The sequence below is a fragment of the Kordia sp. genome (assembly GCF_050633145.1).
In the GTDB taxonomy this organism is placed as follows: domain Bacteria; phylum Bacteroidota; class Bacteroidia; order Flavobacteriales; family Flavobacteriaceae; genus Kordia.
In genome coordinates this window covers 14,325-36,286 of sequence record NZ_JBOEFY010000012.1, presented here as the reverse complement: position 1 = coordinate 36,286, position 21,962 = coordinate 14,325, and the positions used below count along the sequence as shown (strand labels likewise).

General features: G+C 33.0%; 23 protein-coding genes. 6 read left to right on the top strand and 17 right to left on the bottom strand.

Features of this window, described 5'->3' with window-relative positions; genetic code table 11:
• The first annotated feature begins 10 nt into the window (after positions 1-10).
• Entirely contained in the window at positions 11-616 is a 606-nt protein-coding gene (locus ACRBBL_RS06260) for a tyrosine-type recombinase/integrase (protein WP_431368166.1), read from the top strand.
• Positions 617-846: 230 nt separating this feature from the next.
• Here the strand turns inward: ACRBBL_RS06260 and ACRBBL_RS06255 are convergent, their stop codons facing one another.
• The 6 genes from ACRBBL_RS06255 to ACRBBL_RS06230 form a co-directional block, all read right to left on the bottom strand.
• Positions 847-1,296 (bottom strand): hypothetical protein, encoded by a 450-nt coding sequence (locus tag ACRBBL_RS06255; RefSeq protein ID WP_431368165.1) that lies wholly within the window; start codon positions 1,294-1,296, stop codon positions 847-849.
• Between the two features lie 26 nt (positions 1,297-1,322).
• Positions 1,323-1,745, bottom strand: coding sequence for a hypothetical protein (locus ACRBBL_RS06250; RefSeq protein ID WP_431368164.1), 423 nt, complete (start codon positions 1,743-1,745; stop codon positions 1,323-1,325).
• Positions 1,746-1,814: 69 nt separating this feature from the next.
• Entirely contained in the window at positions 1,815-2,582 is a 768-nt protein-coding gene (locus ACRBBL_RS06245; protein WP_431368163.1) for a hypothetical protein, read from the bottom strand.
• Between the two features lie 58 nt (positions 2,583-2,640).
• Positions 2,641-3,357 carry a hypothetical protein gene (locus ACRBBL_RS06240; RefSeq protein ID WP_431368162.1) on the bottom strand — a complete coding sequence of 239 codons (717 nt, stop codon included), beginning with the start codon at positions 3,355-3,357 and terminating at the stop codon, positions 2,641-2,643.
• Positions 3,358-3,371: 14 nt separating this feature from the next.
• Positions 3,372-4,574, bottom strand: coding sequence for a hypothetical protein (locus ACRBBL_RS06235; protein ID WP_431368161.1), 1,203 nt, complete (start codon positions 4,572-4,574; stop codon positions 3,372-3,374).
• A 135-nt stretch (positions 4,575-4,709) separates the two neighbouring features.
• Positions 4,710-5,987 (bottom strand): hypothetical protein, encoded by a 1,278-nt coding sequence (locus ACRBBL_RS06230; protein ID WP_431368160.1) that lies wholly within the window; start codon positions 5,985-5,987, stop codon positions 4,710-4,712.
• Positions 5,988-6,152: 165 nt separating this feature from the next.
• On the opposite strand from ACRBBL_RS06230, the gene ACRBBL_RS06225 reads away from it, so the two are divergent.
• Positions 6,153-6,872, top strand: a complete 720-nt coding sequence (locus tag ACRBBL_RS06225) for a hypothetical protein (protein WP_431368159.1) — start codon at positions 6,153-6,155, stop codon at positions 6,870-6,872.
• Positions 6,873-6,875: 3 nt separating this feature from the next.
• Here the strand turns inward: ACRBBL_RS06225 and ACRBBL_RS06220 are convergent, their stop codons facing one another.
• The 5 genes from ACRBBL_RS06220 to ACRBBL_RS06200 all read right to left on the bottom strand — a co-directional run bounded on the left by ACRBBL_RS06220 (position 6,876) and on the right by ACRBBL_RS06200 (position 12,189).
• Positions 6,876-7,187, bottom strand: coding sequence for a hypothetical protein (locus ACRBBL_RS06220; protein WP_431368158.1), 312 nt, complete (start codon positions 7,185-7,187; stop codon positions 6,876-6,878).
• Positions 7,188-7,318: 131 nt separating this feature from the next.
• Positions 7,319-10,045 (bottom strand): MobF family relaxase, encoded by a 2,727-nt coding sequence (gene mobF / locus ACRBBL_RS06215; protein WP_431368157.1) that lies wholly within the window; start codon positions 10,043-10,045, stop codon positions 7,319-7,321.
• Between the two features lie 21 nt (positions 10,046-10,066).
• Positions 10,067-11,599: a type IV secretory system conjugative DNA transfer family protein gene (locus ACRBBL_RS06210; protein WP_431368156.1), complete on the bottom strand. Its 1,533-nt coding sequence runs from the start codon at positions 11,597-11,599 to the stop codon at positions 10,067-10,069.
• 21 nt (positions 11,600-11,620) lie between these two features.
• The gene (locus tag ACRBBL_RS06205) at positions 11,621-11,905 is read right to left on the bottom strand and encodes a hypothetical protein (protein WP_431368155.1); all 285 of its coding nucleotides are present in this window, start codon (positions 11,903-11,905) and stop codon (positions 11,621-11,623) included.
• A gap of 11 nt (positions 11,906-11,916) precedes the next feature.
• Positions 11,917-12,189, bottom strand: a complete 273-nt coding sequence (locus tag ACRBBL_RS06200; protein ID WP_431368154.1) for a helix-turn-helix domain-containing protein — start codon at positions 12,187-12,189, stop codon at positions 11,917-11,919.
• Between the two features lie 141 nt (positions 12,190-12,330).
• Between ACRBBL_RS06200 and ACRBBL_RS06195 the strand changes: the two genes are divergently transcribed.
• On the top strand, positions 12,331-12,972 hold the full coding sequence (locus tag ACRBBL_RS06195; RefSeq protein WP_431368153.1) for a hypothetical protein: 642 nt from the start codon (positions 12,331-12,333) through the stop codon (positions 12,970-12,972).
• A gap of 145 nt (positions 12,973-13,117) precedes the next feature.
• Here the strand turns inward: ACRBBL_RS06195 and ACRBBL_RS06190 are convergent, their stop codons facing one another.
• Positions 13,118-14,338 (bottom strand): phage integrase SAM-like domain-containing protein, encoded by a 1,221-nt coding sequence (locus ACRBBL_RS06190; protein ID WP_431368152.1) that lies wholly within the window; start codon positions 14,336-14,338, stop codon positions 13,118-13,120.
• A 407-nt stretch (positions 14,339-14,745) separates the two neighbouring features.
• Here ACRBBL_RS06190 and ACRBBL_RS06185 point away from each other — a divergent pair, with 407 nt between their 5' ends.
• From ACRBBL_RS06185 to ACRBBL_RS06175, 3 genes are all read left to right on the top strand, one after another.
• Entirely contained in the window at positions 14,746-16,434 is a 1,689-nt protein-coding gene (locus ACRBBL_RS06185) for a helix-turn-helix domain-containing protein (RefSeq protein WP_431368151.1), read from the top strand.
• A gap of 86 nt (positions 16,435-16,520) precedes the next feature.
• Positions 16,521-16,718, top strand: coding sequence for a hypothetical protein (locus ACRBBL_RS06180; RefSeq protein ID WP_431368150.1), 198 nt, complete (start codon positions 16,521-16,523; stop codon positions 16,716-16,718).
• A 24-nt stretch (positions 16,719-16,742) separates the two neighbouring features.
• On the top strand, positions 16,743-16,925 hold the full coding sequence (locus ACRBBL_RS06175; RefSeq protein WP_431368149.1) for a hypothetical protein: 183 nt from the start codon (positions 16,743-16,745) through the stop codon (positions 16,923-16,925).
• A gap of 749 nt (positions 16,926-17,674) precedes the next feature.
• Here ACRBBL_RS06175 and ppk2 (ACRBBL_RS06170) read toward each other — a convergent pair.
• The 5 genes from ppk2 (ACRBBL_RS06170) to ACRBBL_RS06150 all read right to left on the bottom strand — a co-directional run bounded on the left by ppk2 (ACRBBL_RS06170) (position 17,675) and on the right by ACRBBL_RS06150 (position 21,957).
• Complete coding sequence (ppk2, locus tag ACRBBL_RS06170; protein WP_431368148.1) at positions 17,675-18,460, bottom strand: polyphosphate kinase 2; 786 nt, start codon at positions 18,458-18,460, stop codon at positions 17,675-17,677.
• A 3-nt stretch (positions 18,461-18,463) separates the two neighbouring features.
• Positions 18,464-19,315: a polyphosphate kinase 2 gene (ppk2, locus tag ACRBBL_RS06165; RefSeq protein WP_431368147.1), complete on the bottom strand. Its 852-nt coding sequence runs from the start codon at positions 19,313-19,315 to the stop codon at positions 18,464-18,466.
• Positions 19,316-19,450: 135 nt separating this feature from the next.
• Complete coding sequence (locus tag ACRBBL_RS06160; RefSeq protein ID WP_431368146.1) at positions 19,451-20,629, bottom strand: acyl-CoA dehydrogenase family protein; 1,179 nt, start codon at positions 20,627-20,629, stop codon at positions 19,451-19,453.
• A gap of 102 nt (positions 20,630-20,731) precedes the next feature.
• Entirely contained in the window at positions 20,732-21,445 is a 714-nt protein-coding gene (locus ACRBBL_RS06155) for a tRNA1(Val) (adenine(37)-N6)-methyltransferase (RefSeq protein ID WP_431368145.1), read from the bottom strand.
• A 2-nt stretch (positions 21,446-21,447) separates the two neighbouring features.
• Positions 21,448-21,957, bottom strand: a complete 510-nt coding sequence (locus ACRBBL_RS06150) for a GTP cyclohydrolase (protein WP_431368144.1) — start codon at positions 21,955-21,957, stop codon at positions 21,448-21,450.
• Between the last annotated feature and the right edge of the window lie 5 nt (positions 21,958-21,962).

Here is a 21,962-nt window from a genome sequence, read left to right as displayed (position 1 = left end):
CCCAATAGCTATGTATAAATCTACCATCTCGCTACATGACCATAACGGTCAACGAAAATATTTAAATCAAGCAGAGCGTTTACGTTTTTTCGCAATCACAAGGTCACGCCCCGTTCATATAAAGTTGTTTTGTCAGCTGCTTTATTTTACGGGTGCGCGCATCGCTGAAATTCATAATTTGCGTGTTGATAATCTCGATTTTTCAAATAAAACCGTTGTGCTGGAAACGCTAAAAAGGCGAAAGCGCGGTATTTATCGTGAAATTCCATTGCCTGATTTTTTACTGGATGATTTAAACAGCTACATAAAATTTAGAGGTGAAAAACAGCCGTTTCTTTGGAGTTTTTCACTGCGCAGTGCATCGCGGCATATAAAAGATATTATGCTTGAAGCAGAAATTTTAGGAGCGCGTTCCTGCGCGCGCGGCCTCAGACATGGTTTTGCTGTAAGAGCCGTAAATAAAGCACCAATAACAACCGTAAAGAAATGGCTCGGTCACAGCCGTTTAGAAACCACCGCGATTTACCTTGATGTGATCGGCGCGGAAGAACGCGAGATTGCCAAGAAAGTTTGGGAAATAGAAATAGGAGAACCATTAAATGTCGCATGTTCATAAAAAATTACATGATTTAGAAAGTAAGTTAATCCAGATCATCGGGCTGATGGCGGCTCTGCAAGAAACAATGCCCGATGGTAACGCTCATAGCTGTGTTGCGAATGAATTGGAGCTACGACTGAAGGAATTTCATGATACGTTTCAGGAGGCATGGGAAGAATTATGTGAGTAATTTATATTCATCTTATTTGTACTGTCAACATTTTTTCTGCTGGTGAATACATGGGTGTTTATTTATCCATGTCGATGTCTTTATTAAATTGTTTTGATAAGGACACATCTTTCTTAACGGTTGTTTCTTTTTCTTCTTCAAATTCATGTTTTAGTAATCCTCTTAATTTTGAATTGGAGAAGTTTTTGGCTGCGGTATTGCCGTGCTCTTGGTAAATGCCTTTAGCGAATATGAAGCGCTTATGAGTAACTCTAATATTTTTTTCTTCATATATACGATCAACATCATGCACTGATTTTTGATGTAGTCCTGCACGCTGCCCCATTGAATGATAGAGCTTTGATTTGTTACGATCGTCTTCGTTTTTTTCAACGTCTTTTTTATTTTCTGCGCGAAGCTTTTCAATTTCAAAAGCATGTTCTGGCTCTTTCGACAGCTTCGCCATATTTTCCATTCTTTTGTCTGCTTCGTGTGGTTCTAAATTCTCCTTATTGTCTTTTGAGTCCATAAATTCTGTGTGTTTAGATATTCATATTAAAGTTCCTCTTCTGAAATTTCGGTTGATATATTTTTACCTTCGATGGTTATCGCACTGATAAAAACGTCATGTTCTTCGATATCAATGCCAGTGATGCTTTCTCGAACATAAAGTAGTGTCTCATTATTGATATGATTTTCGATGATGCTCAAACCCTTCCCAAATATGCTGATGTGAATGCCGTAGGATTTAATGATGAGTTTTTCTCCCGTATAAATCAGCACGGGTAGCAAGCTGTATGGCAGAGAATAATAGCTTCCATCTTTCAATATCACCCGAAAGCGTCTTATATGTGCTTCACCATTTGATACGGCATAGGTTTGATCACTACGTAAAAATTCAGCTGACCAGCCGTTGGTGGAGGCATCAAAATATCCTTTGAAGCTATCCGATAATGATGTTCCTTTTTTGAATTGCATGATGATTGGTTAGGCACGCAGCTAAACGTGCCTGTTGTTTTAAGTTAGATGTATTATTTATTTACATGTTTAGGTAGATAATGGTGTGCCTGAACCAGCTTGAATGAGTTCTAATTTTTTTAGTGTCGCTTCTCGGTTTGCAAATTGAATAGATATTTCGCTAAATGCCATAAATCCAAAAAATGCGGCAGCGTATAAATCGTATTGGCATAGGGATATTGCTATTACGATTAATAAAATACATTCAATAGGTCCTTCGATGAATTGTCTGCACGGTTTAAACTTTGTGATTTTGTATTTTTTGCAAAGCCACTTTAAACCAAGATAAATTCTAGATGTTCCACGGCTTGATAACTCTGTCATATTCGTTTTTCCCAAAAGCATTTTTACAATATTGATGCTTGATGATAGGATCACCAAAACACAATAGCATTGAAGAAAAGCTGAGTTAGTATCCCATACGAGCATATCTAAGATTTCATCGCTGCTTTTCCATGACATGCTGATAAAAATATATGGTATGCCAAATCCAGTTAGTAAGAAATGAATATGCTCTGATTTATATGAAATTAAGTAAAGACAGGATATAGTAGAAATAAATAAACCAAATTGATTAATACCAGGTCTATCTCTGAAAACGCTGCAAAAGCAATAGTTGTAAATACCTTTTGCAAGTACAAACCATTTCAGAAGTAACATGATGAGTGCGGCTTTATAATTTCTAAACAATATGCTGAAAAACTTACTATCTCTGATAGCTGCGTAAATAGCGTAGTCTCCAAACTTGCATTCCGTCTTTACAGTCTTTACGGTTTGTTTTTTCTCTTTCCCTTTCATGATTACGGTTGGTTTTGGTCAAAGCGCCCTAAATGGACGCTCTGACTGTTGTTTTTAGTTAAAAGGATGCCTTGATTTCTGTATTAATTCCTTTGCTGATTAAGTACTTTTTCCACCATCTTGTTGCCATAATTCCTATTTCTGTATAACCTCTTGAGATAAGGCATATTTCAGTATTTTCAGGTGTTTTTGACCATGCAAGATCAGTTTCAAATTTTTCTACAATTTTATCATAATTAGTAAGTATATCGGATGGATTATTTCTGTAATTTGTATACCAATTATCGACTCCACTACTTTCAATAAAATCAGACCAAATGACTACATATCTTTTTTCAGCTTTACTTTTTAAGCCTGTGTGAACAATGTGGTGAATATTACGATAGATATTTGATGCTCTTTCTTCGTTCTTTTTTTCTGAAATTTTTGTAATAAGATTAAGAGATTTTGATAGAAAAACCTTGATGTCTTTATAGCGATCTAGTTTTGAAGTTTTCCAAGAATTATAGGGTTTTAATTCTGCTGTAAAGTACTCTGGATTTCCTGTTTCTCCTGTAGTACATACTGTGAAACTCACACCATATTTAGAGTTCATCAAATCCAAAGGCTTGATAATACTTAATAATACTTTTTTTCCACTAAAATTAGGAGCCTCAATTAGAGTACTACTAGAAGTGTCTTTAACTAATAGAATGTCTACTATTTGAGCTAGAATTACTTGTGGTAAAAACATAATTACCATAATAATTGACGGGAATGAAGTTTTAGTTTTCATAATTTATTGTTGTTTTATGCTTGGTTAGAGTAAATTTTTTTGACATCAGCAATCATTAATTTTTCAAGATTTTCTAATGATGTAATGTCCTGATCTCTTTGTGGTACTAATTGGGATTTTTTTAATTGAATTGCTTGTGCTTGTTTTTTCAGACGCTGGATTTCACTGGTTCTTTCCTTTTTGGCATTTGCTCTTAATTTTTCTTGAAGAACTTTTTTCTTACCAGTATTTTTTGCAATTCTTTGTTTTGTAGAATTGAGCTCGTTTTGAATTTCTTTAATCGTATCAAATGGCAATAATTTTGTTTTGTACTGTTGGTATTCATAACCAGTTGCCGCAGATAGAATAAATAAAAAACAAATAAAACCTGCTCTTAAAAGATCCGTTCCGATTTCGGAATCATCCTCTATTTGTACTTCAAATAAATCATCTGTGATTTCAGTAGTTGCAAATATGTTGTCATATTTTTCTTCTTGCTTTAAAGCAGCGTTTTGACCAATAAATACAATTGACAACAAAAAAGCTCCAGTAACAATATAGGTTTTTGCCATTTTAGAATTTTTATTTGCTAAATGACTTCCAATTTTATGAGCGACCCAAGAATCCAATAAACCAAAGATTGCGCTAATAATAATTGCTGCACTTGAGCTTCCAATGATCATAGAAAAAAAGTTTCTGTTCAAACTGTATCCTATGAAAACTAATACGACAGCAAGTATGATAACAAAGAATTTGATCAGTTTTACCTTATTTTTGTCTATGATAGGTTTTTGAGGATGATCTTCTTCTAATAATTCCGTTTCGCGAGTAAGCTTTGGAACATTATTACTATCATTTTCAATTTCTCTTTCTAGATCGTTTACTTTTTGAGCATTTTTTGAAGAAGATTGTTGAATATCACTTTCCACATTTTCGTCGAAATTTTGTTCTCGATCCTTTAACTCTTTTTCAATATTGTCTAGTTCTTGAGTAGAAGATATTTCCTCATCGGCATAGTAAGCTTTTGAAGTGCTTTTCAAATTTTCAACTTTTACCTTTGCAGTCTTAATTTGCTCTTCTTCCGAAATGCCTTTTGCTTTTGCATTGATTGCATCCTTACGGTTTTTTTTACGAAGGTCTTCTTCTGACTCTCGATAATATTTAACTAGATCAATGGATGGTTGAGTGCCTAAATGAATGTCTTTCAGTAATCCTAGGCGTTTAAGTAATTTTTTCATCACTACGATTTTTTAGTTAATAAATATGTTTTCGAGTGCTCATTAATTAACACTCTCTACATATATATTCTAGAAAACCGATTTTATTAGCTTTGAAAATTCACTTTTTTCAAAAAAAATGTTTTTTTTGGTAATTTATAAGGAGAATTGGAACAAATAATCTTTAGATGCTTTCATGTAATTTGCAACTTCGGAAAGTTCATAATCTTTAAAATTGATATTAATAGGTTTACGATTTGCATCTAACAATCCACGAAGCAGAGATGGAAGATTTTTGCGATCTTCAACAAATATTACTGCGGGTAGTTTTTTTAGTACCCTAAAGTATATTTCCATGTATACACCAGAATTTCGTTTCTCCAGACTTTTAGGAAGTAATCCGATGTAATGGGTAGCATTTATGTGCTCACGAGATTTAAAAAATAGATGCCTATCATCTTTATTTATTTTATCGAAACTATCATATTCAGAAATTTCACAATAAATATTGTTTTCATGAAAGTTGTAGTCTTCAATTAATACTTTAATTATACTGTCAGTTATATTTTTTAAATAATCGAAGTCTTCACGCTCTTCAATAAAACTTACTGGGCAGGATATATGAATTTCTTGCTTATAGTTTAAATAGCCGCTGTGTTTAGGTTTTTGATTTATAATGAAATTGTCAATACTTCGTCTTGATTTAGATACATATCTGGTTAGATAATTAAAAGCCAAATATGCTGGATTAGTTGGAACACCATCTGGTCCGATATTCATCTTGATGGCTTCATCATATATTCTTTTAAATGAAAGATTATGATTTGAAGGTAACTTTGCAAAAACTTCGAGAGTTGTAAAAGACGATCTACCTCGTATCGCTTTTGCATCACAAGTCATAAATGAGAAGTTTTCTAATAAAGTAGCTTCTTTATCGTCTGAAAATATTGAAAAATAGTCTATTTTGTAGTTTGGATTTGTCTTAACTTGTATACTTAAGGTTAGATCAGTATTAATGGTCAATTCACCTTTATATTTAAAATCATCAGAATCTCTTAATGCTTCAATATATGTTTCATCAGAATATTCTCTTTTCTTCTCTTTAAATTCCCAAATGCATTGATACAATCTTCTATCTTTAGTGAAGCAATATGAAACCCAAAAACCTCCATCTTTTAGGATAGTTTTTTTAATGTTTGTTAAAATAGGTTTTCGCAACAGGTAATCATCATAAGATGTAAATTCACATTTTGAGGCAATATGATTTACTGTTCTTTTAACACCATCAAAGTTGTTAAACAAATTGTGGTAGGTTGTAGGTCCAATATCAAAAATCTTTCTAAAGTCTTTTATTTTTTTTTCTGGATATTTTCTGTGCAATTGTGAGTTGAGCAATCTTATATATTCAGGATCAATTTTATGTTTTTCTTCCATTTCGTTTTAAACTAGATGTTTAAATTTAACTATTTTCGGTGAAAAAAAATATAAAACGGCGATATAATTTGTTCTTTTGAAGAGTTTATTCAAAAATTGTAGGATTATTAACATATAATTAGTATATTTCAGATGATCAACTATTTAATTCATAGTGTTTTCTAAATGAAAAACTACAACAACCATACCAAAATAGAATCTTTAAAGCATCAAGAAATTCTCAAGGACATTATAAATGATGGGAGTTTGACAGGTGTCTTGTGGGATTTTATTTTATATCGATGTAACTATGACCATGATCTTGCGAAAGATTTACTCCAAGACTGTTTGCTAGAAGTGCTATCTAATATAAATATTAAGAATAAAATACTAAACGTAAAAGAATATAAAAACGATCCTATTGATGTGTGTATTAAAAGATATGCAGGGAAAATAGCCAATAATCTTACTTGCCAATATTTTAATAGTAAGTATTACAAAAATGAAAAAAAATCTGAGAAAGATGATTTTTACAAATTGCAAGAAGACCCTTATACTGCATTTGATATGTTTAGAGTTGAAAAAAACACAGATATTTCAATAGATATAATTTGCAAAGGATTTGAAGGAGTATTGACTGAAAAGAGATTGTTAATACTTACTATGCACTTAGAAGGTAAGAGTTATAAGGAAATTTCTATTGCCGCAGGGATAAATGTTGGTGGCGTTGGAGAAGCTCTAAGCTCAATCAGAGAAAATAATCAAGACTACCGTTCGAGTGTTATATTTTTTGAAAAATATGGTAATAATATATCAAAAAATAAATTAATGTATGTTGCAGAATTGTTAGGAATTGGTAAAATCAATATCTTTAGGTATTATAATAGTTGGTTAAAAAACTTCTAAAACCTAAATTTCTTTTTTAATAAAGTTATTATAAATTTTTCGAGAGTTAGCAATTGCATCATTTCTTTGCATCCTCAATGATCCCATACCGTTTTTAACTTCTAATTCAATAAGAGGATCCAATATTTTTGCTTGGCTAGAGTGAGAATCTAGAATCTCCTCTATATTACGTTTGTTTTGTTCTGAACATTTATGTGGTTCTTCATTCCACACAGTGTCTTCGATATAATCGATTAACCCATCTTGAAATAAGATACTTTCGGGATATGAATCAGGTTCTTCTTCAAATATCTCTGTTAAGGTTTTTTTCTGCATTCTTTTTTTTGCAACCACTCTATTTTTCTTGGAAAGACGAGGCTTTGTTACCATTTGTATTTAAATTATAATGTTAGTAAGATAAGGTTTTTTCTATATTAAAGTCAAGTGTTCCTTGAAATTTATTTTATTTATTCAAGTGATTTTCCTTGTTCTTTTGTATTTTTTAGCTGTTTTTTTGAAGCTTTATCTATAGTTTGCCTATAGATTTTCTTCTTTTTCTCCAGCTCCCTTCTTCGTTGTTCTTCCTTACTTGCAATTTCTTGTGCGGTTTGGCGCCTATTGGATTTATGGATGGATGATTTAAGTGCATCACGGTCACTTGTGAAAATGGTGGCTTTTTCTTTACCTCTGGAAACTGACACGTAAAAAGATTCCTTCGATGCACCGCCAAAAGATAAATCAGACATTGAAACATAAACGTGCTGCGCATCTTTGCCTTGTGAAGAATATGAAGTTTCACAATAAGCGTGTTTATAATGACCATTATCTTTTTGAATGATCTTACCGTTGCTGAGTTTTAAATCACCAGTTCGGGTAAAACCTTCAATGTTATAAACCATTCCGTTATTCATTTTTGAGCCTTCAATAGTTTCAGAATTTTGTGTAAGTCTGATTGAATCGCCTTTAGCAAGCTGTGTTTTAGTTTTTTTATAGACATTATAATTATGTGGTTTTTGATGGGGTAGGGGTAGAATTTCTCCTGTATCGGTGTCTTTGATTTGAATAGGTTGATTGGGTTTTGATGGTAGCACTTCATAAGGTTTAGCGGCTTTATATCCGCCCTTTTGATGATTGATAAAACGGATGATTTGATTGTCATTATAAAGCTTTGTATCTAGCTTTTGACTGTCGGTAAAAGAGAGATTTTTAAGTGTGGTAAATTCTCTCTCTTTTCCTTTAATAATACCTTTCTGTTTTAATTTGTGACGCACGACGTTGTTAATCATATCACCTTCATTGTGGGTGGGGGATATGATAAGCGCCGATTTCTTGGATTGAATAGAATTTATATATCCATCAGCGATTGCCTCGATGCGTTTGTCATGCTCTGGGATTTCCTTGATCGCATTCATTTTTTCAAGTGCTTGATATCCTTTTCGGATTTGTCCATTGGCGAGCAATTCAACCGCTCTTTTATATTCATTTGGTTTTTGACGAACTATCTTGTCAATGCGTGCGGTTTGCAATTTTGCCTTTTGTTCGAGAATGCGCAGCGCGTCTCCAAATTCAACCGAATTGTGCTGGGCGATGTCTCCAGATAATATTGTCTTGGCGTTATATTTTTCGCCAAGTTCCAAAAGCTGCGTCATAGTTTTTACACCGACCATACCTGCTTCATCGACCAATAGAATATTATTTCTTAATTCCTCCTGCTTTTTTTCATTGATTAAAAACCCTGCAATTGTACCAGATTCAAAGCCTTTTTTAGTGAGTTGTTTTGCCGCCTGTGATGAAGGTGCGAGTGCAATGAGCTTTTTGTTTTTTTGCTGAACGGCTTCATTGATTTCAATAAGGGATGATGTTTTTCCAACGCCAGCAAAGCCTTTCAATATATTCACTTGATCGAAAGAATTTAGTAGTTTTTGAATAGCCGCTTGTTGCTGTTCATTTAAAAAACCTTGCTTGATTTTATAGTTTTGATGAATAGGGGAGACGGAGGATTTCCCTTGCGTGGCAAGACGGATCATATGTTCTTCAGCGCGCACCATTTCATGTGTTGTGATGTAGGTGACACTATCAATGTCGGCGCGCAGGATATTTTCACGGGCGTTAAGTTCGACTTGAACATGTTCAGGTAATAAGTGGCCGTATCCTAAAGTTAGGGCCTGAGCCAATACGCGTTTTTCTTGATAAGCGGATTGTCTTTCTTCAAAATGTGCAATGGCTCTGTCAATTGCATCTTTGACGGTGATTGGTTTTTCCTGTAGTTGCGGCGTATGTTTTAGAGATTGTAGATCGCTTAATTCTTTTTTAGATAAACGATTTTTCCAATGCTTTAACAATTCATTTTCACTAATGGTTTTGGCTTTGGAGTTACGCGATAATGCGCCAAGTTTCGCTTTGGATTTAGCATCAGTGATGTTTTTCTCTTTTGCAATTTTGTCAATCGTGGCTGTACGGTTGGAAAATTTTTCAATCAATTTTCTTGATATGCCTGCAACTTCATAACGCGTATCATTACGCTCAATAGAAAAACCGATCCTTTGTAATTCCTTTGATAAATATGTATGATATATAGCTTCATAGTAATTTGCCAATCTATGGATATTTCCAATTTCAAAAGCTTGAAAACGTTTTTTCTCGGCGTTCCATGTCACGTTTGGAATGAAGCAATGTGTGTGCAATTGTGGATCAGATATAAATTCGGTTTTTCCGTCTACTAAGATTTCACTCGGTCTGGAAGTAAAATGATCAAAGGCGGCATATATGATATTGCCTGTATTTTGATAGACCCTTTCATCGCCAATATTGGCTTGTGTCTGTGCATCAGCTTCTACAGCTTGCATAGCCTTTTGATAGGCATTTTGATGTGCGCGCAGAATATCTTTATCACCTGTTAGTGCATATAAAATAGATATAGATTTGGTGGCTGAGAAAGTTAAATCAAACCCTGCTCTTCTTTTTTCTACATTACGAACGGTCAGGCGTTTTTGTGTATTTGGGTTTATATTAGAAACCAAGTTAGCAAACACATTTTTCTCAACAATTTTTCCGCCTAAATTCAAAAGCTTTGCCGCTTTGCCAGACCATACTGTTTTGATGTCACCATCCAGATAATAACCCTCACTCGACAGACCATTGGTGAAATAGTCTGTCGCCGCCATAGAATTATGCGAGCGCGTGATGGTAAGCATGTTCTGATTTTAATCTGTGATTTATTTTTGTTTGAATGTCGCCAGGGCGTAATTATCTTGATCTTCACCCCATAATTTACCCGCCTTGAAAACAACGGCTTCAACTTCGAAATTATTGATTTTACGTCCAGTCTTTAGTGTTGTGAAATCATCGATTTCTACTTTACGTCTGCGCTCTGACCGCTGAGTTTTACCTTTTATTTTAGCATTTCCATCGATATTAAAATTATCTATATTCATCCAATGTTCACCGATCATATCGCTCGCCCATTTATTGGTATCGTAATCTGAATTACTGGCGAAATATTTTAGGTTCATATTACCGAGCAAGCTTTTGGTTCTGGCAAGTGCATTATTACTCCCCATGACCTGAATTATGCCGTTGAGGTTTTGCGTTATATAAACGGTTGCGACCCATGAACTTCTAGCGGTGGCTTGGAATAAAGCATCTTTAGATGGATAACAGAAATTTTGATATTCATCGACGAAGAACGCTACTGGCTTTGGGTCATCTTCTTTTGAAACATCTCTGCGCTCCATCGCAGATTGAAATGAAATTTTGTAGATAGAACTAGCTATTGTACCAGAGAATCCAAATTCTTTCACTGAAAAATCGACTATAACGACGCTTTTATTTTTAATGATATTCTCAGGCATTAAATAAGGACTTAACCCTTTAGAGAATTGATTTTTTAATATCCCGTCAACCAAGAACGGTTCAATAATTCCTAGTGCAGATTCAATAATAATTGAGCGTGTTTTTTCAGATAAATTAGCAAATTCTCTTTTCCAATATTGAAGTGTAATCGAAAGATCATCTGTTAAGTTTAGCTTGTCGCAAATTTCTAAAAGCTTAACAAAATAATTCCCTTCAATCATTGCAAATAGGTTTTCCTGTGCATTCTTCTTATCCTGTTCGGGAATGTTTTCCTGTGTCGTGATTTTTGACTTTATTTTATCATAAAGCTCGATGTCTTCACTTGTTAGACTATCAGCAATAACTCTTCGGATGTTGTAAATATCAATATTTTGATTTGTGAATTTCAAAAGTGAGATGGTTCTGCTGATCAGTCTACGCAGCGAATTATCCCAAAATTTTTCATCATTTTGACTACTACCTGATTGTAGAATACGGATTTGCTCATTCAAATTTACAAGCATATTTGAGGCATTAAAAACATCACCGGCACCTTCGCCGTCACGCTTCATTTCGTAGTCCAGAAAATTAAATTGTAAGTCGTTATCTCTATCGAATAAAATAAGATCATCAGATCGCCCAGCGTCTTGCGCATATTTAATCCATCGTTGCTTTTCATCTTTCTTTGCGCACAAAACACAGAAGGAAAATCCTTGTTTCAGCATCGCCATTGCAATATGACGCGCAGGGCCACTTGTTTTCCCACTGCCCGTCGAACCTACTATTAAGGTTGACTCAACCGCATCCGCCCAAGTGATTTCGGTATCGGTGCCTGGCACTTCATATAAAACCGTGTCTAATTTACTGTTAAGATCGTTTGGCGCGTCTGAAGAAGTTCTTTTACTGAAAAGCCCCATAAATATAATTGGTTTAAAGTATTATTCTCTATCCATGTCTTTATCTTTGGATTTGTCGTGAAGATTTAACTCATCCTTATATTTGTTCCTTAACTTATTAAAGGTGAAGTTTTTGGATTTTACCTTCCTAAGTTCCGCTTCCTTTTGCTCAATACCGTTCAAAAATCCAGTTTGGAAATCTTTTTCACTATCAGGGAATTTTGTTTGGCTTAAACTAAGCGCAAGTGTTGGTTTATGTTCTCGCAAAACATAACCTTTGTTAAATCCTTCTATAAATTGCTGTGAAGGCTCGTTGATTTCTTCCATAGATGTGAAATTTAAAAGGTGTCTCTAGCGTTTTTTTCTAAATAGTCTTCGATTGATAAACGATCATATAAAATGATCTTTTTCTGCGGCTGGCTATATCGTATTTTTCCTTCATTGCGCATATTTAAAAGCGTGGTCTTTGAGGTGATCCGAAGCATCTGCATCGCCTCACTTCCCGATATCCATTTATCAAGCCGCGCAACAGGCACTTGCTCCTGCACCCGAGCTACCACTTCATCCAATAACGCATGAAATGCTTTGTCTTCTAGGCATATTACTTCCATAGTAATAAAGATAGTGTTTTAAGAATTGTTAATTAACTTTTTAAGTTAAAACTCTTTTTAATATAGGAAATTACGTAAATTTATTTACTTGTAAAGAAGTTGTATAAGCAATGAATTATTTAATTAGTAAATAAAATAAAAATGGAGGAATTAGATGATATACTTGATGATATGTCTAAGAAAATAAGAAAGGTGTCCGATAAGTATTTGGATCTTACTATTATTAAGTATCTTAAATTTGATAACTATGATGGTTTGAAAGAAAAAGCATTAAGTTTTGACCCTGACAATGCTTTTGACTTATGGAAGGCATTCATAAAAAGTTTACAAAAAGATTTAAAAAAGTTTATTGAAAAGGTCTTAGGTCAATGTATTTCGGATTTTGATTTTAAAAAACCTTACCCAAAAGAATTATATGTAAATCATTATAAGCTTACTGTAAAAAAAGATACAAGTAAAACTTTGAAAAAGTTTGAAAAAGTAATTCATGTATTTGATGAATGTTTGATGAATTTATATAATTTCATGCATGATAATTCTGGCTGGGAAGGTCAAATAAATGTAGTTTTTGATTTTCTATCTAATCCGTTAGAGGGTCTGAAGTATCTCATAACTAATGATACTAGATATAGCGACGAAGAAAAAAAGTTATTAAATGAGTTATCCAAATGTGCAAGAAGAATTGATTCGTTGTATGAAATTTTACTTAAAGATATTGAAGAGTCGTATAAAAAAACCACAACTGAACTAATTATTAACTTAAAAAAAATAGGTGTTGAATAACTCCTTTTTACAACTTTTTCAGTCTTAATTTAATTAAGAATTCAGAAGCATGTCAGCGTATCGTCAGCTTCTTTATGTATGTAATTCGCTTTATAACCAAATACAGTTTTTAGGTCTTCATGGAGATAATTAAAAAAATCTATTTTTAGTTTCCAAAATTCACAACTTTATCCAGTGCTTCGTCAAAATCTTTATGAATAAAGTTTGCTTGGTAATTTATTGTTGTTGTTATAGACGAATGACGGTAAAGTCTTTGCAGTGTCTGGATGGGGATATTGTCACCGGAAATGTTGCCGAATGTATGGCGTGCAATATGCATGGTAAGCTTTTTGTTAATCTCAGCTTTTTCGGCAAGGCGGACTAGGTATTTGTTAAACTTTTTTGTCGCGGTTTTTGTCTTTGCTAAAACATCTTGTAGGTTTTTAAGATCAGCTTTTTTCATCTCTGGAAAAATAAAATCATGCGGTCTTTTTTTGTCAACTTCGTAAACAGCGAGGATAGGAAATATTTTCTTTGGCAACTTTAGTGAAAGAATTTTTTCGTTTTTATTCATGCGATAATGCAGTCGTTCATCATGAACATCACTCCATCTTATTTTTAAAACATCAGCAACGCGCATACCAGCAAGATAAAAGCTAAACAGCCAAACATTTCGAGTGTGTTGTTCTTGCGTCGTAAGATCGGTGAGCATTTCAATGGCTTCAACTTCACGAGCTGATAGTCCAATTTTTTCAGTTTCAGGGTATTTTATTTGAATTTTATCACGTCCAAAAGGATAAAATTTACGCTCAATAACACCCATTTTTATGGCGCGATTATAAAGCGTACGAATAACCACAAGCGCATTCACGATAGAGCGTTGAGAATTGCTTTTTTTTACTTTTAAAAAAGACATGAAGCGTCTTAGAAATTCTTCATCGATTTCACGAAACTGTAAATCATTCGATTTTGAAAACTCTATAACATGATTAATTCTGACTTGATCAGATGCCATGCGTGTTAATTTATTATTTGTCTTTAACTCTTCAATATAGGCTTTTGCGATTTCATTAAAACTTTTCGAGCTTAACGGATTTGAGATTTGATTTTTAATTTGTTTAGAGGAAATAACATTATCGTTGGCTTGCAGATCAATCAGTGTTTTATGAGCTTCAGCAAGTTTGCTCGCAATCAAATTATTAAGACGCACAGAGTTCGGATGTGATTTTCGCACATTAGTCTTTTTTGAATCCCAATGCTTTTTATCTATGTAATGCCCTGTGTAAATAAATGTGGATTTTCTGTTTTTTGTAATCCGAATTGCGATGGGAAAAAGTCCATCTTTGTTTGGTTTATTTCTTAATGTTATCTTTATACTTGATGCCATATCATAGTTCTTTCATATAAAGATACGAAATTCAGGTACAACATAGGTACAACAAATAATGTTTTTATATGATCTTTTTTAATTCTTCTTGAATGGTTTTTTGAGTAAAAATGCTATTTTTCAGTACGTTTAGAGTCATATTGCATCAAAACACGTTGGACTTAAAATCCAATGGCCTTTGGGCCGTGCGGGTTCAAGTCCCGCCTCGAGTACGAAAGCCCTTCTTAATCTTTTTGATTTTGAAGGGTTTTTTTATGGAATACATTGTAGGTTATTCTTTCAAAATAAAAAAACACCCTATTAGATTATTTTTTTGAATAAAACACAGTACTTTTAAGTTTATGAAGCGATTGTATTTCCCTCTTATATTCTTCTTATTTACCTTTTGTATACAAGCACAGCAGCAAATGAAATCTGAAATAGATTCATTGCAACGTTTTACTGCAGATTCGTTGTATTCACTTGCTGTTTCAAATCAATATAAAAATCCCATACAAGCAAAAACGTATGCACTGGCATATTACGATAGAATTAAAAATCAAAGTGACGTCAAAAAAATATACAATGCTGCTTTTTTAAAGGCAGAGATTTATAGTGTATTAGGTCAAAAAGATAGTGCGCATATTTTTGTGGATGAGTCTATAGAAAAATCGTTAGAAGCCAAGGATGAGGATCATTATTATAATAGTTTACGTTTGAAAGGTAATATCTATTATGACACAGACTTGTACGGAGAAGCTGGTGCTATTTTCGCAGAACTGAATAAACTTGTTGAAAAGTCTAACGATATAAAAAAAATAGCTGATATACGACATAGTATGGCGCTTTTAAAAAAAGAAATTGGTCAAACTAAACAAGCGATAGAGCTTGCTAAAGAAAATTGGGAATTATACAGGCAAGGTGTATTAGATAAAAATGAACAACCTACAAAGTATATCAATACATTACTCAGTTTAAGTAATATATATTTAAACTTAGCGGGTACTTACAAAAATGAAAAAGTACACTACTTAGATTCTGCAGAGGTGTACAATGATACTGGTTTAAAAGAGAGTTTACTTAGTAAAGATTTTGAAGGACATTCTATTTTTTTGACTATGCGTGGTTTAATTGATCAAAAAAGAGGAAATCATGAAGAGGCAAGTAAAAGTTATAAAGAAGCAGAAAGTCAAATCAAAAAATTAGGTTTTCATAATCAGTTATCATTATTGTATCAGTTTCAAGGGAAAAATTATTTTTTAAAAAACGATATTGATAATGCAATTCATTATTTATTAAAAGTAGATTCAATTGTTTCAAAAAAGCACACAAATACCCCGTCAGTTAAAGAAACATATTTTTTATTGGCTAAATCGTATGGAAAGAAGAACAACATTAAAAAGGTGCTTCAGTTTTATAAAATTTTTGAAGAGAAAGTTGCTGAAAAGGAAGCTTTGGTTAGTAAAACTTCTCAATATTTATATGAGGAATATGATCTGGAAAAGTTTAAAAGTGAAATAGAATCACTTGAAAACCAGTCAGAAGAAGCGCAGTTTACATCTAAAATATTGATATATATATGTTTGTTGTTAGTAGGAGTGTCATTGATGGGATTTTGGTATTATAAAAAACGAGAACAAACATTAAAAAAGCGATTTAATTCCGTTTTAAAGGAATTAGCAGCTTCCGAAAAAATAAAAAATAATAGCAAAGAGAAGAACTCTCAAACCTACATTATCACTGATGAAAATATCAAAAAAATTTTAGAGGGCTTGGAGAAATTTGAAAACAAAGAGTTGTTTTTGCAAAAAAAATGCACACTAAATTATGTGGCAAAAAAAATCAATACAAATAGTACATATTTATCAAAAACACTTCAATCGCACAAGCAAAAAAAGTTTGTTCAATATATTACAGATTTGCGACTAAACTATGCGTTGCAGCGTTTAAAGAATGATACAAAGTTTAGAACGTATGATATCAAATCTATTGCAGCAGAACTTGGTTTCAATACGGCAGAGTCGTTTTCTAAGGCATTTAAAAAGCGCACAGGTATTTATCCATCATTTTATATAAAAAACCTCAATAAATTAAAAGAAGAAGAGGTAAATATATAAGTCGTATTTATATAAATACGATTGCTTTTCTTTGGAATGTCTTGCTTCATAAATTAGTTTTGAGTTAACATAAACTTTTTATTACTATGAAAAAATATAAAAAATTAAAACTAAGAAAACTTAGTATTGCACAATTGCATGAAGCTGTATCTGTAAAAGGAGGTTTCGATACTGAAGGAACCACTGGTGGAACTGTAACTGGACCAAAAACGAGAACTAGAGATCTTTCAAAGTTTCCTGAAGATTGCGAAGTGTTTTCTGTAATTGCAGCTGTTTGCCCATAATTTTACATAAACTTTTATTGAATTATGAAAAAACAAAGAAAATTAAATTTAAGAAAACTCAGTATTGCAAAACTTGATGCAGCTTTGTTTGTAAAAGGTGGTACAGATTCTGAAGATACAAATTGGACTGGTCCTAAAACGAGAACAAAGGTTACTCAGATACCTGAGGAGTGCATTATTTTATCGGAATTGATAGGTGTATGTTAATAATTATCTAACATATTCTATGGAATGCGTAAAATTAAATCTCTAAAAATTACGGTTTTTAGGGATTTTTTTGTTTTTTTAATTAATTTGAATAAAGTGTAAATCACTGTAAATTAATTTGTTATATTGTTGTAGATATGGAAACTTACTATAATTACGGTAAAACCGTAACAGAAGTAATGTTTTATCTTAGTCGCCCCACGAGATATAGTTTTAATTTAGCTGAAAACATATTGAGGTTTAGGGGAATCTCATTATAATAGTATTATTCTATTAGATAAAAGGGAGATCATTCTTGTGATTACTCCCTTTTTTTTTTAGTGTTGCTGAGGAAACTTAGAGAAATATAAAAGTTAGTTATATATTAAATTGAGAAATTAGGGGGTCTCATTTAGTAGTTAAAAATAACTTCCATAAACCTAAAAAGGGATTTCCCAAACTTTCTTTCTTCCAAAATATTCTCAAAAAAGACTACATAGATTTATATAGATTATCATTTTTTTTGGGCTTTAAACTAAACTTTTTTATTTAGAATAAATTAAAATAACTATATTTGTAGCCTAATTTATGAATGATTCTTATGTCTTTTTTAATTGCAATAGAAGATGTTCCTGTAAAATCAAAGAAGAAGAAAGTTAAAATTGCAGAGAACTTTAAAAGTAAGTGTTGTAAAAAATACAAAAAAGGAAAGAGCAAGCGTTGTAAACGTTGCCCTTGTTTTGATTTATTAAAAAAAGCTTGTTAATATTTTATTCAGATTTTTTAGTTTGATAAGGAATAAGCTTTAATATGTGTTCTATAGCTTCTATTCTAGCTTTTGACTTTCTGTTGGCCTTTATAACTATCCAAGGAGCAATCTTAGTATCTGTTTTTTTGAACATCTTTTTCTTGTAAGCAGTATACTCATCCCATAATTCCAATGCTCTTCTATCTACATTACTAAACTTCCACTTTTTAATAATACTAGATTTTATATCCTCAAAACGTTTGGCTTGTTCGTCTTTAGAGATAGAAAAATAAAATTTAATTAAAATAATTCCAGACTCAGTAATCATTCGTTCAAAATCATTTACTTGATTCATAAATACTTTGTACTCTTCCGGTGTGCAAAAACCATTTACAGGTTCTACAATTGCCCGGTTGTACCAACTTCTGTCAAAGAAAACAATTTTTCCTTCTTTTGGTAATTGATTGATGTAGCGTTGAAAATACCATTGACCAGTTTCTTCTTCAGTTGGCTTCGGAAGTGCAACTACTCTAAATTCACGAGGATTCAGATGTTCTGTAATTCTTCGAATAGCACCACCTTTTCCTGCGGCATCTCTTCCTTCAAAAATAATAATCACTTTTTTGTTATTCTCAACAACCCAATTTTGAAGTTTTATAAGTTCTTCTTGTAACTTAACTAATTGCTCTTCATAGATTACAGTTCTTAAAACCTTTGCAATAGAAGCGTTATCGTCTTTTAAAAATATTTTTAAACCCTTTTTAGAATTTAATTTTTTTAACCCTCTTTCTGTAATTGGTGTTCCCATAAGTTAATCAGCTTGTTTTGCGGTTCTGTGATAGCGTTGTACAATATTTGGATCTGGAATGATAAGTTGTTTGGAGTTGTTATTTGTTTCCTTGTAATTAAATCGAGAAAGAACATAGCGCATGCTTTCCAATCTAGCTTCTTTTTTATTGTTTGTTTTTATGATAATCCACGGACTAAAAGTTGTATGCGTTTTACTAAACATTTGTTTTTTATAAAACGTATAATCATCCCAACGGTTTTGTCCTTCTTGATCTACAGGGCTAAACTTCCATCTCTTTAATGGGTTTTTAAGTCTTGAAGTAAAACGTTTTTCCTGTTCTTCTTTAGTGATGGAAAACCAAAACTTAATAAGAATAACACCATCTTCGTAGAGCATGTGTTCAAACTCAGGAACCTGAACCATGAATTTTTGATATTCTGTATCAGTGCAGAAACCCATCACGGGTTCTACAACAGCTCTATTGTACCAACTTCGATCAAAGAAAACTATTTCACCAGGATTGGGAAGTTCTTTAATATAACGCCTAAAATACCATTGGCCGCGTTCAATATTGGTAGGTTTGGTTAATGCAACAATACGCATTGAACGAGGATTTAGATGTTCTGCAAAACGACGTATAGAACCGCCTTTTCCAGCTGCATCTCTTCCTTCAAAAATTATACATACGCGCTTACCAGTATCAGCAACCCATCGTTGCAAATCTACCAATTCGCCTTGAAGTTGAAGAAGCTCTTTTTCATACTGAATAGAAGCTAATATGTCTTGAACTTTTTTGTCATCTTCTTTGGTTTTAAAAAGTTGCAAGAACTCTTGCTTGTTTTTAAAATTTTGAAAATCTTCTGATGTTAACATAATTATTATTTAGTACAACTAATGTCGTGTTTTTTTCTAAATAAAAAAATGATGTATATCAGTTAAGTAATGTCATTTTTTTGCATAAAAAAAGGAGCGATTACCGCTCCTTTTCTTTAATTATTTATATTTTTTTTATTTGAAAGCGTTCAATCCAGTAACATCAAGTCCTGTAATTAACAAGTGAATATCGTGTGTTCCTTCATACGTAACAACACTTTCTAAGTTCATCATATGACGCATGATTGAATATTCTCCACTAATTCCCATACCACCTAACATTTGACGTGCATCACGTGCAATTTTTAAAGCCATATCAACATTATTACGCTTTGCCATAGAAATTTGAGCAGAAGTTGCTGTGCCATTTTCGCGCATAACTCCTAAACGCCAAGCTAATAATTGAGCTTTTGTAATTTCGGTAATCATTTCGGCTAATTTCTTTTGTTGTAATTGAAATTGACCAATAGGTTTTCCAAACTGAATACGCTCTTTACTATAGCGTAAAGCTGTATCGTAACAATCCATTGCAGCTCCAATTGCTCCCCAAGCAATACCAAAACGAGCAGAATCTAAGCATCCTAGTGGTGCCCCAAGTCCAGATTTGTTTGGTAATAAATTTTCTTTTGGAATTTTTACATTGTCAAAAATTAATTCTCCAGTTGCAGAAGCACGTAATGACCATTTGTTATGTGTTTCAGGTGTAGAAAAACCTTCCATGCCACGCTCTACAATTAATCCATGAATTCTTCCTTCTTCATTCTTTGCCCAAACAACGGCTATTTGGCAAAAAGGAGAATTGGAAATCCACATTTTTGCACCATTTAAAAGATAGTGGTCGCCCATATCTTTAAAGTTTGTTACCATGCCGCCAGGATTACTTCCATGATCAGGTTCTGTAAGACCAAAAGATCCGATCCATTCACCAGAAGCTAGTTTTGGTAAGTATTTCTGACGTTGTTCTTCGTTTCCATACTTCCAAATAGGATACATTACTAAAGATGATTGTACAGAAGCTGTAGAACGAACTCCAGAATCTCCACGTTCAATCTCTTGCATGATTAATCCGTAACTAATTTGATCCAATCCTGCACCGCCATATTCTGCTGGGATATAAGGTCCGAAAGCTCCAATATTTGCCAATCCATCTACAATTTGTGTTGGAAATTCAGCACGTTGTGCATAGTCTTCTATAATTGGAGAAACATCTCTTTTTACCCATTCGCGGGCTGCATCTCTTACTAATTTATGTTCTTCTGATAAAAGCTCGTCTAAATTGTAGTAATCAGGAGCTTGGAATAAATCTGGTTTCATCGATTGTGTTTTAATAGCATTTTAATACTCAAATTTACGGAATGTTCGCAAATAGAGTTAGCAAAAGTAATTAATGAAATCTCACAAAACAAAGACAAATTGTTATAATTTTAAATAAAAAGCTTTTGTCAGTGAAATGTAAGCTTCTGTATATTGGTGTCTTGAGGTTTCAATTACTAATTCTTCTATACGATTAGCTGTTTTTTTAAATGAAAAAGAAATCAAGCTACGTTTAAAATCTGCCTTCGAATTTCCTTTTACATGACAGGTTTTATATGGAAATAAATTATTGGCTTTCGCCAGATTTACAAAATGGTCATATTCTTTATACGGAATAATGGTATGGAAAGTTCCTGTTGGTTCTAACAAATGTGCAACGCCAGCAAGTAGTTCTTCAAAAGGTAAGGCATCTGTAAAACGTGCGGTATCACGTTGTGTATTCTCTGTTTTGTAATTTTCGGTATAAAACGGCGGATTCGAAACTATTAAATCGTATTTATCTTCAATCTCAGCAACAAACTCGTCCAAACCTGCATGGTAACAAAACAGTCGGTCGCTCCAAGGAGAGTTTTCAAAATTATCAACTGCTTGTTCGTACGCGTCATCATCAATCTCAATAGCATCAATCACTTCGGCATGACAACGTTGCGCCAATTGTAAAGCAATCAAACCTGTGCCAGCGCCAATATCTAAAATAGCAAATGGATTGCTTTCTACGGAAGTCCAAGCACCTAATAAAACGCCGTCAGTTCCAACTTTCATAGCAGTTTTATCTTGTTCAATAGTAAATTCTTTAAATCGAAAAGGTTTGCTCATAACTATAATTCAAGCGATTTAGTTCCTGAAATTTCAATTCCATATTGGGTAAGTGTATCAACTTTCTTCTGATTATTTGTCAACATCGTAATCGAATTCACATCTAAAGCCTTTAAAATTTTGGCTGCTGCCAAAAAATCACGCGCATCTTTCTGAAAACCTGCTGCTTCATACGCTGCTGCTTGTGGCATACCTTCACGCTTAAAAGGAATACTCTTCAATAACGCATAATGTCCGTTTCCTTTTCCTTCTTGTTCTAGCCAGATGATGATTCCGCAACCTTCTTTCTGAATCAATTGTTGTGCAATTGCCATTTCTTCTCTGCATTCACATTCGATACTATTAAAAATATGTGCATGAATACAAGAAGAATGTACTCTGCATAAAACATGTTCTTTCTCAGAAATATCGCCCATATAAAAAGCAATTGCTTCTTTTTGTCCATCATAAAAAAGTACTTCATGAAAAGTTCCGTACTTCGTTTTCAAATCAACTTCGGCCATTTTTATCATTGCGG

Bases quoted from the DNA above. Each gene is read 5' to 3' on its own strand.
- ACRBBL_RS06260 (WP_431368166.1), top strand. From the start codon at position 11: ATGTATAAATCTACCATCTCGCTACATGACCATAACGGTCAACGAAAA.
- ACRBBL_RS06255 (WP_431368165.1), bottom strand. From the start codon at position 1,296: ATGGACTCAAAAGACAATAAGGAGAATTTAGAACCACACGAAGCAGAC.
- ACRBBL_RS06250 (WP_431368164.1), bottom strand. From the start codon at position 1,745: ATGCAATTCAAAAAAGGAACATCATTATCGGATAGCTTCAAAGGATAT.
- ACRBBL_RS06245 (WP_431368163.1), bottom strand. From the start codon at position 2,582: ATGAAAGGGAAAGAGAAAAAACAAACCGTAAAGACTGTAAAGACGGAA.
- ACRBBL_RS06240 (WP_431368162.1), bottom strand. From the start codon at position 3,357: ATGAAAACTAAAACTTCATTCCCGTCAATTATTATGGTAATTATGTTT.
- ACRBBL_RS06235 (WP_431368161.1), bottom strand. From the start codon at position 4,574: ATGAAAAAATTACTTAAACGCCTAGGATTACTGAAAGACATTCATTTA.
- ACRBBL_RS06230 (WP_431368160.1), bottom strand. From the start codon at position 5,987: ATGGAAGAAAAACATAAAATTGATCCTGAATATATAAGATTGCTCAAC.
- ACRBBL_RS06225 (WP_431368159.1), top strand. From the start codon at position 6,153: ATGAAAAACTACAACAACCATACCAAAATAGAATCTTTAAAGCATCAA.
- ACRBBL_RS06220 (WP_431368158.1), bottom strand. From the start codon at position 7,187: ATGCAGAAAAAAACCTTAACAGAGATATTTGAAGAAGAACCTGATTCA.
- mobF (WP_431368157.1), bottom strand. From the start codon at position 10,045: ATGCTTACCATCACGCGCTCGCATAATTCTATGGCGGCGACAGACTAT.
- ACRBBL_RS06210 (WP_431368156.1), bottom strand. From the start codon at position 11,599: ATGGGGCTTTTCAGTAAAAGAACTTCTTCAGACGCGCCAAACGATCTT.
- ACRBBL_RS06205 (WP_431368155.1), bottom strand. From the start codon at position 11,905: ATGGAAGAAATCAACGAGCCTTCACAGCAATTTATAGAAGGATTTAAC.
- ACRBBL_RS06200 (WP_431368154.1), bottom strand. From the start codon at position 12,189: ATGGAAGTAATATGCCTAGAAGACAAAGCATTTCATGCGTTATTGGAT.
- ACRBBL_RS06195 (WP_431368153.1), top strand. From the start codon at position 12,331: ATGGAGGAATTAGATGATATACTTGATGATATGTCTAAGAAAATAAGA.
- ACRBBL_RS06190 (WP_431368152.1), bottom strand. From the start codon at position 14,338: ATGGCATCAAGTATAAAGATAACATTAAGAAATAAACCAAACAAAGAT.
- ACRBBL_RS06185 (WP_431368151.1), top strand. From the start codon at position 14,746: ATGAAATCTGAAATAGATTCATTGCAACGTTTTACTGCAGATTCGTTG.
- ACRBBL_RS06180 (WP_431368150.1), top strand. From the start codon at position 16,521: ATGAAAAAATATAAAAAATTAAAACTAAGAAAACTTAGTATTGCACAA.
- ACRBBL_RS06175 (WP_431368149.1), top strand. From the start codon at position 16,743: ATGAAAAAACAAAGAAAATTAAATTTAAGAAAACTCAGTATTGCAAAA.
- ppk2 (WP_431368148.1), bottom strand. From the start codon at position 18,460: ATGGGAACACCAATTACAGAAAGAGGGTTAAAAAAATTAAATTCTAAA.
- ppk2 (WP_431368147.1), bottom strand. From the start codon at position 19,315: ATGTTAACATCAGAAGATTTTCAAAATTTTAAAAACAAGCAAGAGTTC.
- ACRBBL_RS06160 (WP_431368146.1), bottom strand. From the start codon at position 20,629: ATGAAACCAGATTTATTCCAAGCTCCTGATTACTACAATTTAGACGAG.
- ACRBBL_RS06155 (WP_431368145.1), bottom strand. From the start codon at position 21,445: ATGAGCAAACCTTTTCGATTTAAAGAATTTACTATTGAACAAGATAAA.
- ACRBBL_RS06150 (WP_431368144.1), bottom strand. From the start codon at position 21,957: ATGATAAAAATGGCCGAAGTTGATTTGAAAACGAAGTACGGAACTTTT.